The organism is Pseudomonas sp. NFACC13-1 (genome assembly GCF_900104425.1).
Taxonomy (GTDB): domain Bacteria; phylum Pseudomonadota; class Gammaproteobacteria; order Pseudomonadales; family Pseudomonadaceae; genus Aquipseudomonas; species Aquipseudomonas fluorescens_AA.
On record NZ_FMXV01000013.1, the window covers coordinates 75,996 to 91,374 of the forward strand.

At 63.3% G+C, this 15,379-nt stretch carries 10 protein-coding genes; 8 read left to right on the plus strand and 2 right to left on the minus strand.

Features of this window, described 5'->3' with window-relative positions:
- Positions 1-47 precede the first annotated feature (47 nt).
- The 6 genes from BLQ55_RS17140 (at position 48) to BLQ55_RS17165 (ending at position 10,576) form a co-directional block, all read left to right on the plus strand.
- Positions 48-1,775: an autotransporter assembly complex protein TamA gene (locus BLQ55_RS17140; RefSeq protein ID WP_218130114.1), complete on the plus strand. Its 1,728-nt coding sequence runs from the start codon at positions 48-50 to the stop codon at positions 1,773-1,775.
- Positions 1,772-5,458: a translocation/assembly module TamB domain-containing protein gene (locus BLQ55_RS17145; RefSeq protein ID WP_092255354.1), complete on the plus strand. Its 3,687-nt coding sequence runs from the start codon at positions 1,772-1,774 to the stop codon at positions 5,456-5,458. The genes BLQ55_RS17140 and BLQ55_RS17145 overlap by 4 nt, the downstream gene beginning before the upstream one ends.
- A gap of 240 nt (positions 5,459-5,698) precedes the next feature.
- A complete protein-coding gene (locus BLQ55_RS17150; RefSeq protein ID WP_092199064.1) occupies positions 5,699-6,172 on the plus strand; it encodes a MarR family winged helix-turn-helix transcriptional regulator in 474 nt (157 codons plus the stop codon).
- Complete coding sequence (locus tag BLQ55_RS17155; protein WP_092255357.1) at positions 6,169-7,638, plus strand: efflux transporter outer membrane subunit; 1,470 nt, start codon at positions 6,169-6,171, stop codon at positions 7,636-7,638. The genes BLQ55_RS17150 and BLQ55_RS17155 overlap by 4 nt, the downstream gene beginning before the upstream one ends.
- Positions 7,639-7,653: 15 nt before the next feature.
- Entirely contained in the window at positions 7,654-8,853 is a 1,200-nt protein-coding gene (locus BLQ55_RS17160; RefSeq protein ID WP_092199058.1) for an HlyD/EmrA/EmrK family protein, read from the plus strand.
- Between the two features lie 193 nt (positions 8,854-9,046).
- A complete protein-coding gene (locus BLQ55_RS17165; protein ID WP_092255362.1) occupies positions 9,047-10,576 on the plus strand; it encodes a DHA2 family efflux MFS transporter permease subunit in 1,530 nt (509 codons plus the stop codon).
- Between the two features lie 122 nt (positions 10,577-10,698).
- Here BLQ55_RS17165 and lpxH read toward each other — a convergent pair whose 3' ends face one another.
- Together lpxH and BLQ55_RS17175 are read right to left on the minus strand one after the other, a co-directional pair.
- Positions 10,699-11,448, minus strand: coding sequence for a UDP-2,3-diacylglucosamine diphosphatase (gene lpxH, locus BLQ55_RS17170; protein ID WP_092255366.1), 750 nt, complete (start codon positions 11,446-11,448; stop codon positions 10,699-10,701).
- Positions 11,445-11,948, minus strand: a complete 504-nt coding sequence (locus BLQ55_RS17175; protein WP_072405388.1) for a peptidylprolyl isomerase — start codon at positions 11,946-11,948, stop codon at positions 11,445-11,447. The genes lpxH and BLQ55_RS17175 overlap by 4 nt, the downstream gene beginning before the upstream one ends.
- A 249-nt stretch (positions 11,949-12,197) precedes the next feature.
- Between BLQ55_RS17175 and BLQ55_RS17180 the strand changes: the two genes are divergently transcribed.
- The gene (locus tag BLQ55_RS17180) at positions 12,198-13,898 is read left to right on the plus strand and encodes a glutamine--tRNA ligase/YqeY domain fusion protein (protein ID WP_092199046.1); all 1,701 of its coding nucleotides are present in this window, start codon (positions 12,198-12,200) and stop codon (positions 13,896-13,898) included.
- 20 nt (positions 13,899-13,918) lie between these two features.
- The gene (gene cysS / locus BLQ55_RS17185) at positions 13,919-15,301 is read left to right on the plus strand and encodes a cysteine--tRNA ligase (RefSeq protein ID WP_092199043.1); all 1,383 of its coding nucleotides are present in this window, start codon (positions 13,919-13,921) and stop codon (positions 15,299-15,301) included.
- Positions 15,302-15,379 lie beyond the last annotated feature (78 nt).

A 15,379-nucleotide genomic window follows, 5' to 3' on the forward strand; every position in this document is an offset into this window, starting at 1 on the left:
AATGTCCGGCTCTATCAGGCACCTACGCTCGTGATAGCATCCGCGCCATGAACCTCCCAGGAAGAATGACCGGTGGCGCGCTTTTGCTGTCCCTCAGCTGCGCGGCACTGGCAAACAGTGAATTGGAAGTACGCGTCCTGCCGTCCAATGATGAACTCAAGGCCAACGTCGAAGGTTACATCGGAGGCGTGGGGGATCGTGACGAGGAGGCCTTGCTGCGCTTCAGTCGCGGCGCCGAGGAACAGGCGCGCAAGGCCGCCCAGGCGCTGGGCTACTACCAGCCGCAGATCGACAGCCAGGTCAAGGGCGGCAAGGATCCACGGCTGGTGCTGACCATCGACCCCGGCGAGCCGGTGCACCTGCGCAACGTCACCGTGCGCATCGATGGGCCGGCGGCTTCGCTCAAGGCTTTTCGCGTGCCCGACAACGCCGCGCTGAAGCCCGGCGCGGTGCTCAACCATGGTCGCTATGAAGACGCCAAGCGGGCGATCCAGAACCAGGCCTCGCGCTACGGTTATTTCAGCGGTCGTTTCACCCAGCAGAAACTCCGGGTGGACCCCCAGGCGGGCATCGCCGACATCGAACTGGTCTACGACAGCGGCCCGCGCTATGCCTTGGGCCCGGTGAGCTTCGAGGGCGACACGCCGTTCGACGAAGACCTGCTGCAACGCATGGTGCCGTTCAAGGCCGGTACGGCGTACGACTCCGAGCTGATTGCCGAACTCAACCAGGCCTTGCAATCGAGCGGCTATTTCGAAGGCGTTCGGGTGGATGCGGCCCCCACCGCCGCCGCCAACAATGTCATTCCGGTGGCGGTCAAGCTCGATACGCGCAAGCCGCGCACCATGGGCCTTGGCCTGGGCTTTTCCACCGATGTCGGGCCCCGGGCCAAAGCCAACTGGACGCGCCACTGGGTCAACCCCCAGGGCCACAGCTATGGCTGGGAAGCGGAAGTGTCGGCGCCCCGGCAGAATGTCGGCCTGTGGTACGACGTGCCGCTGGACCCGCCGCTGACCGACAAGATGCGCTACGCCGGCGGTTATCAATATGAAGAACTGGCCGGTACCGACAGCCTCAGCAAACTGCTCACCGTGGGCCCGGAATGGCACAGCAAGTTGCCCAGCGGCTGGCAGCGGGTGGTGTCGCTCAAGTGGCAGCGCGAGGAGTACCGCCTCGGCGACGATGCGGGCCTGAGCACGCTGTTGATGCCGGGCGTGAGCTATTCCTATCTGCGCAGCGACAACCGCATCGACCCGCACAACGGCTACCGTTTGCAGTTCGACACCAAGGTCGCCAAGGAAGGACTGGGCTCGGACAATAACCTTGTATACGGCACCGCCATGGTCAAGGGCCTGACCACGGTGTTCGACAAGCATCGCTTGCTGGCGCGGGCGCAAATCGGCGGCAGCGCCACCAATGGCTACAAATCCATTCCGCCATCCCTGCGCTTTTTCGCCGGTGGCGACCAGAGTGTGCGGGGTTACGACTACCAGAGCCTGTCGCCGGAAAACTCCGAGGGCGACCGTATCGGTGGTCGCTACATGGTCGCCGGCAGCCTCGAGTATCAGTATTCCATCGCGGAAAAATGGCGAGTGGCGACGTTCATCGACCAGGGTAACGCCTTCAACAGCCTGGAGCTGCCGAGCCTGAAGACCGGTGTGGGTGTCGGCGTGCGCTGGGTGTCGCCGGTGGGGCCGATCCGCCTCGACCTGGCCCATGCGATGGACGATGAAGGCGGTATTCGATTGCACTTTTCCATGGGGCCTGAGCTGTGAAGCGTGGTGTGAAGATAACGCTGCTGGCGCTCGCCGGGGGGCTGCTGGCGGTCGTGCTGGCCTTGAGCGCGGTGCTGGGCACGGCATTTGGCAGCCGCTGGGCCCTCGGCCTGGTGCCGGGGCTGGCCGTGGAGAATTTCCAGGGCCGGCTGGGCGGGCAGTGGAGCGCCGATCACCTGCTGTGGCAGCAGGGCGACAGTCGGGTGGCGATGGATCGAGTGATATTCGCCTGGTCGCCGTTGTGCCTGGCGCGCATGACCCTGTGCATCGAACAGCTCAAGGCCGACCAGGTCGCCTTGCAGTTGCCCGCCTCGGCCGATGCGCCGAGCGGCGGCCCGATCAGCTTGCCGGACCTGGACTTGCCGCTCGCGATCGAACTGGGCGATGTGCAAGTCGGCAGCCTGTCGTTCAACGGCAGCGAGCAACTCAAGGGCCTGCGATTGGTTGCCCACTGGACCGCCGAGGGCTTGCTGATCGACTCGGTGCAATTGCAGCGCGACGAGCTGGGTCTGACGCTGTCCGGCTTGCTCAAGCCCGGCGGCGACTGGCCGTTGAATGCCGAAGGCCGGTTGACCTTGCCAGCGCCAGGTGCCACGCCCTGGGCCCTGGACCTGAAAGTCGACGGCAACCTGCTCAAGACCCTCAACCTCAAGGCCGACAGTCGCGGCTACCTGCAAGGCCAGTTGACCGGTGAGCTGCAACCGCTGGCGGACAACCTGCCCGCCAAGGTGCGCATCACCGCCGACGCTTTCAAGGCCAGCGCCGATCTGCCGGACACGCTGTTGCTCAATCAGTTGGAATTGACTGGCGAAGGCGATCTGAAAAGTGGCTATCAATTGCTTGGCAAGGCGACGTTGCCCGCCGAAAAAGGACCAGTGGCATTGCTGCTGCAAGGCACCGTGGACGCCAATGGCGCACGGATCGTCGGCCTGGACCTGGACGCCGGCAATCAGCAAAGCCTGAAACTCAGCGGGCAAGTGGACTGGCGCGACGGCTTGAGCGCCGAGGCGAAAGTCGCCTGGCTGGATTTCCCCTGGCATCGCCTGTATCCGCTGATCGACGAGCCGCAGGTGACGTTGCGCAGCTTCAATGGCGAAGTCTCGTACACCGATGGCAACTACCTGGGCAATTTCCAGGCCGCGCTGGACGGCCCCGCCGGGGCTTTCAGCCTGGACAGCCCGTTCAGTGGCGACCTGACGCAAATCCATCTGCCGCAACTCAAGCTCGCCGCGGGACACGGCCAGGCCGAAGGACACCTGAGCCTGCAATTTGCCGACGGCATTGCCTGGGACACGGCGCTGCAACTGTCGGCCATCAACCCGGCGTACTGGCTCGGCGAGCTGCCCGGCACCCTGGCCGGGCCGTTGCGCAGCAAAGGCGCGATGAAGAACGACCGCCTCGAGCTCGACGCGGACCTGGATCTCAAGGGCAAGCTGCGCGGCCAACCGGCGCTGTTCCAGGCCAAGGCCAGTGGTGCCGGCGAGCAGTGGAACCTCAGCGCGCTGGACATCCGCCTGGGGGATAACCGCATCAACGGCACCGGCAGCCTGCAACAGAAACTCACCGGCCAGATCGACATCAAGCTCACCCGTCTGGCCCAGCTCTGGCCGCAATTGCGCGGCCAGGTCGTTGGCCGGGTCGATGTCGCCGGCACGCTCAAGGCGCCCCAAGGCAAGCTCGGTCTGCAAGGCACGCAATTGGCGTTGCAGGACAATCGCCTGCAAAGCCTGAACCTGGACGCGACCCTCGACAGCGCCCAGCGCGGCAAGCTCGACCTCAAGGCCAGCGGCATCCGCGCCGGCGAAACGTCCCTGGGCGTGCTGACCGTCAGCGCACAGGGCGACATCAAACGGCAAACACTCAACCTGGACTTGCAAGGGCCTCAACTCGACACGACCCTGGCGCTCGACGGTGCCCTCGACCAGGGCAATTGGCGCGGACGCCTGGCCAGCGGCGAGGTGCAGGCCGGCGGTCAAGCCTGGCGCCTGCAAGCCCCGGCGAAACTGGAACGCCTGGCCGATGGCACGCTCAACGTCGGCGCTCACTGCTGGCGTTCCTTTGACGCCAGCCTGTGCGGTGAAGACCAGCGGCTGATGCCGGAGCCGAAGCTGCGCTATCACCTCAAGCAATTCCCCATCGAAAGCCTGGCCCAGTGGATGCCCAAGGATTTTGCCTGGCAAGGCCGGCTCAATGCGGACCTGCAACTGGACCTGCCGGCGAGTGGCCCGAATGGCCGGGTCCTGGTGGACGCCAGTGGCGGTACGTTGCGCATCCGTGACACGGCGGGGGACAAGGCGCAATGGCTGGACTTCCCCTACCAGACCTTGACGCTCAATAGCCGCCTGACCCCCAAGCGCATCGACACCGACCTGAATTTCGTCGGCGCCAAGCTCGGCGAGCTGGTGCTCCAGGCGCAGATCAATCCGCTGCCGGCCAGCAAGCCCTTGAGCGGCTCGTTCCGCCTGACCGGCCTGGACCTGTCCGTGGCCCGGCCGTTCGTGCCGATGGTGGAAACCCTCACCGGTCACCTGAACGGCAGTGGGACGTTGTCGGGTGGTTTGCTCGCGCCCCAGGTCAACGGCGACCTGGTGCTCAGCGACGGCGAAGTCTCCGGCCCGGAACTGCCGGTCAGCCTCGAAGCCCTGCAGGTGCGGGCGATGATTGCCGGTGAAACGGTACGGCTCGACGGCGCCTGGAAAAGCGGCAAGCACGGGCAGGGCAGCCTGGCCGGGAACATCGGCTGGGGCCAGGCCCTGAGCCTGAACCTGGCTCTCAAGGGCTCGCAACTGCCGGTCACCGTCGAACCGTACGCGGTGCTCGATGTCGCCCCGGACCTGAACATCACGATGCAGGGCGAGCGGCTTTCCATTGTCGGCAAGGTCCTGGTGCCCAAAGGCGAGATCACCGTCCGCGAACTGCCGCCGTCCACCGTCAAGGTGTCGGATGACACGGTGATCGTCGGCCACCAGACCGAGGAGGGCAAGGCACCGATAGCCATGGCGATGGACATCGACGTGATCGTCGGCCAGGACAAACTCGCGTTCTCGGGGTTCGGCCTGACGGCCAACGTCCAGGGGCAGGTGCACATCGGCGACAACATGGACACCCGCGGTGAACTGTGGCTCAACGACGGCCGCTATCGGGCCTACGGGCAACGGCTGACGGTACGTCGGGCCCGGCTGCTGTTCGCCGGCCCCATCGACCAGCCCTACCTGGACATCGAAGCGATTCGCCAGACCGACGACGTGATCGCCGGCATCCGCTTGAGCGGCAGCGCCGAGCAACCGACCACGCAAATTTTCTCGGAGCCGGCCATGAGCCAGGAGCAGGCGTTGTCCTACCTGGTACTGGGCCGGCCACTGAGCACCACGGGCGAGGACAACAACATGCTCGCCCAGGCGGCGTTGGGCCTGGGGTTGATGGGCAGTTCGGGCGTGACCAGCAGCCTGGCCAATAACCTGGGCATCGATGACTTCCAACTCGACACCCAAGGCAGCGGCAACACCACCAGCGTGGTCGCCAGCGGCAACCTCTCGGAAAAACTCAGCCTGCGCTACGGCGTCGGCGTGTTCGAACCGGCCAACACCATCGCCCTGCGCTACAAGCTCAGCAAGAAGGTTTACCTCGAAGCCGCCAGCGGCGTCGCCAGTTCGCTGGATATCTTCTACAAGCGCGATTTCTAACCCTTCCCCAAACCCCATATAAAGCCAATCCCCTGTGGGAGCGAGCTTGCTCGCGATAGCGGTGTGTCAGTCAACGACGATGTTGAATGTCCTACCGCTATCGCGAGCAAGCTCGCTCCCACAGGGATATCTGCATTTTGTCTGCTTGTGCGTAGCAAGCTAACTATTTGTTTGACATTTGCTGCCTAAGCAGTAATATCTCGACATACATTCACTGCCTAGGCAGCAAACGGTGCTCAGATGAAGCATTTCACCCCAGACGAATTTCACAAATGCCACCTCGGCATGCTGCTCGGCCGCGCCGCGCTGCTCAAGGACCGGATCATCGACACCCACATGGAGCCCGTCGGCATTACCGCCGCCCAGTTCAAGGTGTTGATCATCATGGCCCAGCACGGCATCGACACACCGGTCGAGCTGTGTCGCTACCTGTCCCTGGACAGTGGCTCGATGACGCGGATGCTCGATCGCCTGGAGCAGAAAGGTTTCCTGGTCCGCCAACGCTCGGCGGAGGACCGGCGCCAGGTGCAATTGGTGCTGACCGAAGCCGGCCAGGCCCTCGCCGATCGCCTGCCGTTCATCGGTGCCGACGCCATGAACCAGTTGGCCGGCGCCATCAGCCGCGAGGAGCTGCAAACCCTCGAAGACATCCTCAAGAAAATACTGCTCGCTGCCGGTGATCCCATCACCGTGTTGCGATTGGGGGAGAAATGAAACGTCAAACCTTGCGTACCCGCTTGAGCCTGGTGCTGTTGGCCATGAGCCTCGCCGGTTGTGCCAGCTACAGCGGCCTGAAGACCGAAGGCGTCAGCCTCGAGGCCAAGAGCCTCCAGGCTGGACAGTCCCTGACCGGGGTCACGCTGTCGCCGGCCGCGTGGCCGAAAAACGACTGGTGGAAAAACCTCGGTGATCCGCAGCTCGACGGCCTGATCCGTGAAGCCCTGCGCGACAGCCCGGACATGCAGGTCGCCAGCGCCCGGGTCCACCAGGCCAGTGCCGCGGCCTATGCCGCCAACGCGGCGCGCCTGCCGACCCTGGATGCCAGTGGCAGCGTCAGCCGTTCGCGTCTGGCCCGTGACCAGGATCCGCAAGGGCAGGGCGGGGCGTACAGCACCCTGCGTTCGCTGAGTGTGGACTTCAACTACAACTTCGACCTCTGGGGTGGCCAGCGTGCCGCCTGGGAAGCTGCCCTGGGCCAGGCCCGCGCCGCCGAGATCGATCGCCAGGCCGCGCAACTGACCCTGGCCGCCGACGTGGCCCGGGCCTACAGCGACTTGGGCCAGTCCCACATCATTCATGACCTGGCCGCCGAAGACCTCAAGCGCACCCGGCAGATGCTCGACCTGGGCAAGCGCCGCCTCAGCGCCGGGATCGACAGCGAGTACCAGTTCCAGCAGACCGAAAGCCTGGAAGCCAGCGCCGATGCGACCTTGATCGACGCAGAAAAACGCCTGCAAAGCGCCAAGATCGCCCTGGCGGTGCTACTGGGCAAGGGTCCGGATCGCGGCAATGAAATCGCCCGGCCCAACGTGCTGCAAGCCAGCGCGGTCGCCTTGCCCTCGAACCTGCCGGCCGAGTTGCTGGGCCGTCGTCCGGACCTGGTCGCGGCGCGCTGGCGGGTCGAGGCGGCGAGCAAGAACATCGAGGCCGGCAAGACCAACTTCTACCCCAACCTCAACCTGAGCGCGGCGGCAGGGGTGCAGTCATTGCTCGGCGATGCGATGTTCGGTTCGGCCAGCCGCTTCTTCAATGTGGCGCCCACCGTGTCGTTGCCGATCTTCGACGGTGGCCGCCTGCGGGCGGACCTGGATGCCCGGGACGCCGATTACGACCTGGCTGTGGCGCAGTACAACAAGAGCCTGGTCACGGCCCTTGGCGATGTCAGTGACACCATCAACCAGTTGCGCGACATCGCTCGCCAGATCGGTGCCCAGCAACATGCCACCGACATCGCACAGAACTCTTACGACACCGTGGTCCAGCGCTACGGCTCGGGCATCGGTAATTACCTGGACGTGCTGAGCATCGAGCAGCAATTGCTCCAGGCCCAGCGCCAACTGGCGAACCTGAATGCCGAGCAGATCGATTTGTCGATCCAACTGATGCAGGCCCTGGGCGGTGGTTTCGAAGCCCAGACCCTGGCGGCGGCCACGCCGACCCCTGCCACGCCGACCCACTGATTCGAGGTACTTGTCATGGCGACTGCCGAAACGACTCAATCCGAAAATACACAAGACAGCGGCAACCCACGCAAGCGCAAGGTCATGCTGTTGGCACTGGCGCTGATCGTCATTCTCGCGGGCCTGGGCGTGTGGGGCTGGCATGAACTGTATGGCCGCTGGAGCGAAAGCACCGACGATGCCTATGTGAACGGCAACGTGGTGGAAATCACGCCGCTGGTGACTGGCACGGTGGTGAGCATCGGTGCCGATGACGGCGACCTGGTGCGTGAAGGCCAGGTGCTGGTGCAATTCGACCCGAACGATGCCGAAGTCGGGCTGCAAAGTGCCCAGGCCAACCTGGCCCGGACCGTGCGCCAGGTGCGTGGCTTGTATAGCAACGTCGATGGCATGCGGGCGCAGGTCAATGCCCAAGAGGCCGAAGTGCAGAAAGCCCAGGAAAACTACAACCGACGCAAGAACCTGGCCGCCGGCGGAGCGATTTCCCAGGAGGAGCTGTCCCACGCCCGGGATGACCTGACCTCGGCGCAGAATGCCCTGGCCAATGCCCGGCAACAGCTCAAGACCACCAGCGCCTTGGTGGACGATACCGTGGTGTCGTCCCATCCCGACGTGCAAGCTGCCGCCGCGCAATTGCGCCAGGCGTTCCTGACCAACGCCCGCAGTACCTTGATCGCACCGGTCACCGGCTATGTGGCCAAACGCACCGTGCAACTGGGCCAACGGGTGCAGCCAGGCACGGCGTTGATGGCGGTGATCCCGCTGGATCAGCTGTGGATCGACGCCAACTTCAAGGAAACCCAACTGCGCGACATGCGCATCGGCCAGCCGGTGGACATCGAGGCCGACCTGTACGGCAGCGATGTGAAGTACAGCGGCACCATCGACAGCCTGGGCGCCGGGACCGGCAGTGCGTTTGCCTTGCTGCCGGCGCAGAACGCCACCGGTAACTGGATCAAGATCGTCCAGCGGGTGCCAGTGCGCATTCATGTCAACCCCGAAGAACTGGCCAAGCATCCGCTGCGAGTCGGCCTGTCGACCCAGGTCAGCGTCAACCTGCACGACCAGAGCGGCCCGGTGCTGGCCCAACAGCCACCGCAGAAAGCCTCGTTCAGCACCCAGGTCTATGACCAGCAGTTGGCCGAGGCCGACGCGATGATCACCCGCCTGATCCACGACAACAGTTCCGCGGCGAGCAAAACCGCGCAGCGCTGATCAGTTGTGGGAGCCGAGCTTGCTCGCGATAGCGGTATGACCGGCTACAGAGATATTGACTGCAAGGGCCTCATCGCGAGCAAGCTCGGCTCCCACAGGTCTTGTGTCCTACCCACTGAGTTCAGGCAACCCTGGATCCAGTGGGGGCAAGGCTTGCCCGCGATTGACTCTCTTCGCTTCATAGGATTTCGCAATGAGCAATAACGCGTCCTTCACGCCGCCCAGCCTGTTGCTCAGCACCATCGGGCTGTCGCTGGCGACGTTCATGCAAGTGCTCGACACCACCATCGCCAACGTCGCCTTGCCGACCATTTCCGGCAACCTGGGCGTCAGCTCGGAGCAGGGCACTTGGGTGATCACCTCGTTCGCGGTGAGCAACGCCATCGCCCTGCCGCTCACCGGCTGGCTCAGCCGTCGGTTTGGCGAGGTGAAGCTGTTTTTGTGGGCGACGATGCTGTTCGTGCTCGCTTCATTCTTGTGTGGCATTTCCACCTCGATGCCGGAGCTGATTGGCTTCCGGGTCATCCAGGGGCTGGTGGCCGGGCCGTTGTACCCGATGACCCAGACTTTGCTGATTGCCGTCTACCCGCCGGCCAGGCGGGGCATGGCCCTGGCGTTGCTGGCGATGGTCACGGTGGTGGCGCCGATTGCCGGACCGATCCTCGGCGGCTGGATCACCGACAGCTACAGCTGGCCGTGGATCTTCTTCATCAATGTGCCCATCGGCGTTTTCGCGGCGATGGTGGTGCGCCAGCAGCTCAAGGCGCGGCCGGTGGTCACCAGCCATCAGCCGATGGACTACGTGGGATTGATCACGCTGATCATCGGTGTTGGCGCGCTCCAGGTGATTCTCGACAAGGGCAACGACCTGGACTGGTTCGAATCGAACTTCATCGTCATTGGTGCGCTGATTTCAGCCATTGCCCTGGCGGTGTTCGTGATCTGGGAAATGACCGACCGCCATCCGGTGGTCAACCTCCGCCTGTTCGCCTATCGCAACTTCCGCATCGGCACCATTGTGTTGGTGGGCGGTTATGCCGGGTTCTTCGGCATCAACCTGATCCTGCCGCAGTGGTTGCAGACCCAGATGGGCTACACCGCGACCTGGGCCGGATTGGCGGTGGCACCCATCGGTATCCTGCCGGTGTTGATGTCGCCCTTCGTCGGCAAGTACGCCCACAAGTTCGACCTGCGTTTGCTGGCGGGGCTGGCGTTCCTGGCCATCGGCCTGAGCTGCTTCATGCGCGCCGGGTTCACCAACGAGGTGGATTTCCAGCACATTGCCTTGGTGCAGTTGTTCATGGGCATCGGCGTGGCGCTGTTCTTCATGCCGACCCTGAGCATCCTGATGTCGGACCTGCCGCCGCACCAGATTGCCGACGGCGCGGGGCTGGCGACGTTCCTGCGGACCCTGGGCGGCAGCTTCGCCGCATCGTTGACCACCTGGATCTGGATCCGCCGGGCCGACCAGCATCACGCCTACCTGAGCGAAAGCATCAGCACTTTCGAGCCGGCCACCCGCGAGGCGCTCAACCAGCTTGGCGGCGCGAGTGCTCCGGCTTATGCCCGGCTCGAGCAGGTTCTCAACAGCCAGGCGTACATGCTCTCCACCGTGGATTACTTCACACTGCTGGGTTGGGCATTCATGGGGTTGATCGTGCTGGTGTGGTTGGCGAAGCCGCCGTTTGCGGCGAAGGCGGGGCCGGCTGCCAGCGGCCATTGATTCAAGCGCAGTCCCTGTGGGAGCGAGCCTGCTCGCGATAGCGGTGGATCAGTCAACGATGATGTTGAATTTGAATCCGCTATCGCGAGCAGGCTCGCTCCCACAAGGGGTATCAGCGCGCTTCAGTTGCTTGGCAACGCCAGCTGCGCATTACCAAACCCAAACGGCGCCAACGCAAACCCCTGTTCATCCACCTGCAACGCCCAGCCTTGCTTGTCCCAGTCCCCCAGCACGATGCGCCGGGCGGCGTGTTCGCCCAGTTGCAGCTTGTGGATGGCGGGGCGGTGGGTGTGGCCGTGGACCAGGGTCTTCACGCCGTATTGCTGCATGATCCGCGGGATCTCTTCGGGCGTGACGTCGACGATGTCGTTGGCTTTCATGCGTGTCTGCGTGCGGCTTTCACTGCGCAGTTTGCGCGCCAGTTTCTGGCGGCTGCCCAGCGGCAGGTGACGCAGGATGAACAGTGTGACCGGGTTGCGCAGCCAGCGCCGCAGCTTCATGTAGCCTTCGTCGCGGGTGCAGAGGCTGTCGCCATGCATCAGCAGCACCGGTTCGCCATGGAGCTGCACGACACTTGGGTCCTTGAGCAGGGTGCAGCCGGCCGCTTTGCAAAAGGCCTGCCCCAGCATGAAGTCGCGATTGCCGTGCATCAGGAAGATGGCCGTGCCGCTGTCGCTCAATTCGCGCAGGGCCTGGCAGATGGAACGCTGGAACGGCGTCATGGCATCGTCGCCGATCCAGGCTTCGAAAAAGTCGCCCAGAATGTACAACGCTTGCGCCGAGCGAGCGCGTGTGGCGAGTAAATCCAGAAACGCCCGGGTGATGTCCGGGCGCTCCTCTTCCAGATGCAAGTCTGAAATCAGCAATATCACTCAATGATCTCGGCTTTCTCGATGATCACGTCGTCTGCCGGGACGTCCTGGTGGCCAGCCTTGGACGTGGTGGCGACGCCCTTGATCTTGTCGACCACGTCGGTGCCTTCGATCACTTCACCGAACACCGCGTAGCCCCAGCCCTGTACGGTCTTGGCGCTGTGGTTCAGGAAGCTGTTGTCGGCCACGTTGATGAAGAACTGCGCGGAGGCCGAATGCGGCTCCATGGTACGGGCCATGGCAACGCTGTATTTTTTGTTCGGCAGGCCGTTGTCGGCTTCGTTCTGGATGCTCGGGCGCTTGTCTTTCTTTTCCTTCATGCCCGGTTCGAAGCCGCCGCCCTGGATCATGAAGTTGCCGATGACGCGGTGGAACACGGTGTTTTCGTAGTGGCCGGCGTTGACGTATTCGATGAAGTTGGCCACGGTCAGCGGCGCTTTCTCGGCGTTCAGTTGCAGAACGATGTCACCGAAGTTGGTGGTCAGTTTGACTTTGCTCATGGTCGGTACTCTTTCAAGGAATTCGTGGGTTTCGGGGCACAAACGCCCGCAACCGGTCTGGCTGCAATCGGCCAGGTTGGGCAGTTTAGCGTGCCGGGCACGAATTTCGAGGCTGTTTTTCATCTGGCCGTCGATTAAATTCAATCGTTTGCCGGCCTGGCCTGTCAGGTACTTGACAGCATCGGCTATGATACGGGCTTTGATTTATCAGGCCGCACCCGGCCGCGCACTTGTCTGTTCAAGGATCCTATGAGCAAGCCCACTGTCGACCCTACCTCGAATTCCAAGACCGGCCCGGCCGTGCCGGTCAATTTCCTGCGCCCGATCATCCAGGCGGACCTGGATTCGGGTAAGCACACACAGATCGTCACTCGTTTCCCGCCGGAGCCCAACGGCTACCTGCACATCGGCCATGCCAAGTCGATCTGCGTGAATTTCGGCCTGGCCCAGGAGTTCGGCGGCGTCACGCACCTGCGTTTCGACGACACCAACCCGGCCAAGGAAGACCAGGAGTACATCGACGCGATCGAAAGCGACGTCAAGTGGCTGGGTTTCGAATGGTCCGGTGAGGTGCGCTACGCCTCGCAATATTTCGACCAGTTGCACGACTGGGCGGTGGAGTTGATCAAGTCCGGCAACGCCTACGTGTGCGACCTGACTCCCGAGCAGGCCAAGGAGTACCGCGGCAGCCTGACCGAGCCGGGCAGGAACAGCCCGTTCCGTGAGCGCAGCGTGGAAGAGAATCTGGACCTGTTCGCGCGCATGCGCGCCGGTGAGTTCCCGGACGGCGCACGGGTGCTGCGCGCCAAGATCGACATGGCCTCGCCGAACATGAACCTGCGCGACCCGATCATGTACCGCATCCGTCACGCCCATCACCACCAGACCGGCGACAAATGGTGCATCTACCCCAACTATGACTTCACCCACGGTCAGTCGGACGCCATCGAGGGCATCACCCACTCGATCTGCACCCTGGAGTTCGAAAGTCATCGTCCGCTGTACGAGTGGTTCCTCGAGCACCTGCCCGTACCGGCCACCCCGCGTCAGTACGAATTCAGCCGCTTGAACCTGAACTACACCATCACCAGCAAGCGCAAGCTCAAGCAACTGGTGGACGAGAAGCACGTCAACGGTTGGGACGACCCGCGCATGTCGACGCTGTCGGGCTTCCGCCGTCGTGGCTACACGCCGGCATCGATCCGCAACTTCTGCGAGATGATCGGCACCAACCGTTCCGACGGTGTGGTCGATTTCGGCATGCTCGAGTTCAGCATCCGTCAGGATCTGGATGCGAATGCCCCGCGCGCCATGTGCGTGTTGCGTCCGTTGAAGGTCGTGATCACCAACTACCCGCAAGACCAGGTCGAAAACCTCGAACTGCTGCGTCATCCGCAAAAAGAAGAACTCGGCGTGCGCAAGCTGCCGTTTGCCCGTGAAATCTACATCGACCGCGATGACTTCATGGAAGAGCCGCCAAAAGGCTACAAGCGCCTGGAGCCGAACGGCGAAGTGCGTCTGCGCGGCAGCTACGTGATCCGTGCCGACGAAGCGATCAAGGACGCCGACGGCAACATCGTCGAGCTGCGTTGCTCCTACGATCCGGACACCCTGGGCAAGAACCCTGAAGGCCGCAAGGTCAAGGGCGTGATCCACTGGGTGCCGGCCGCTGCCAGCGTCGAGTGCGAAGTGCGCCTGTACGATCGCCTGTTCCGCTCTCCGAACCCGGAGAAGGCCGAAGACAGCGCGAGTTTCCTGGACAACATCAACCCTGACTCACTGCAAGTGCTGACCGGTTGTCGTGCTGAACCCTCGCTGGGCAATGCGCAGCCGGAAGACCGTTTCCAGTTCGAGCGCGAAGGCTACTTCGTCGCGGATATCAAGGACTCGAAACCAGGCCAGCCGGTATTCAACCGTACCGTGACCCTGCGTGATTCGTGGGGCCAGTGATCAAGTCTTAAGGAAACACCGTGCTTACGATCTACAACACGCTCACCAAGAGCAAAGAAGTCTTCAAGCCGCTGGATGGCAACAAGGTGCGCATGTACGTCTGCGGGATGACCGTGTACGACTACTGCCACCTCGGCCATGGCCGCAGCATGGTCGCCTTCGACCTGGTGACCCGCTGGCTGCGGTTCAGCGGTTATGACCTGACCTACGTGCGCAACATCACTGACATCGACGACAAGATCATCAACCGCGCCAACGAGAACGGCGAGTCGTTCGAAGCGTTGACCGAGCGCATGATCGCCGCGATGCATGAAGATGAAGCGCGCCTGAATATCAAGAAGCCGGACATGGAGCCGCGTGCCACCGACCACATTCCGGGCATGCACGCGATGATCCAGGCCTTGATCGACAAGGGCTATGCCTACGCGCCGGGCAATGGCGACGTGTACTACCGCGTCGCCAGGTTCATGGGCTACGGCAAGCTGTCGCGCAAGAAGATCGAAGACCTGCGCATCGGCGCACGCATCGAAGTCGACGAGTCGAAGCAGGACCCGCTGGACTTCGTGTTGTGGAAGGCGGCCAAGCCGGGTGAGCCAAGCTGGGAATCGCCATGGGGCGCCGGGCGTCCGGGCTGGCACATCGAATGCTCGGTGATGTCCACCTGCTGCCTGGGCGAGACGTTCGACATTCATGGCGGCGGCAGCGACCTGGAATTCCCCCACCACGAAAACGAAATCGCCCAGAGCGAAGCGGCCACCGGCAAGACCTACGCCAATGCCTGGATGCATTGCGGCATGATCCGGATCAACGGCGAGAAGATGTCCAAGTCCTTGAACAACTTCTTCACTATCCGCGACGTGCTCGACAAGTACCACCCGGAAGTCGTGCGCTACCTGTTGGTGTCGAGCCACTATCGCAGCGCCATCAACTACTCGGAAGACAACCTCAAGGACGCCAAGGGTGCCCTGGAGCGTTTCTACCATGCGTTGAAGGGCCTGCCCGCCGTGCCGCCTGCCGGTGGCGAAGCGTTCGTGGCGCGTTTTACCGAAGTGATGAACGACGACTTCGGCACGCCGGAAGCCTGCGCGGTGCTGTTCGAGATGGTGCGTGAGATCAACCGTCTGCGTGAGAGCGATCTCAATGCAGCGGCCGGCCTGGCGGCCCGCCTGAAAGAACTGGCCAGCGTGCTGGGTGTGTTGCAGCTCGAAGCCGATGATTTCCTGCAGGCCGGTGCCGCGGGCCGCGTGGACGCCGCCGAGGTGGAGGCATTGATCCAGGCACGCCTGGCGGCGCGAGCCAACAAGGATTGGGCCGAATCCGACCGCATCCGCGACCAGCTCACCGCCATGGGCGTGGTGCTGGAAGACGGGAAGGGCGGGACGACCTGGCGATTGGCGGACTAGGATTTCTTAGCGCGTACAATCCAATCCCCCTGTGGGAGCGAGCTTGCTCGCGATAGCGTCGGATCAGTCAACGATCAT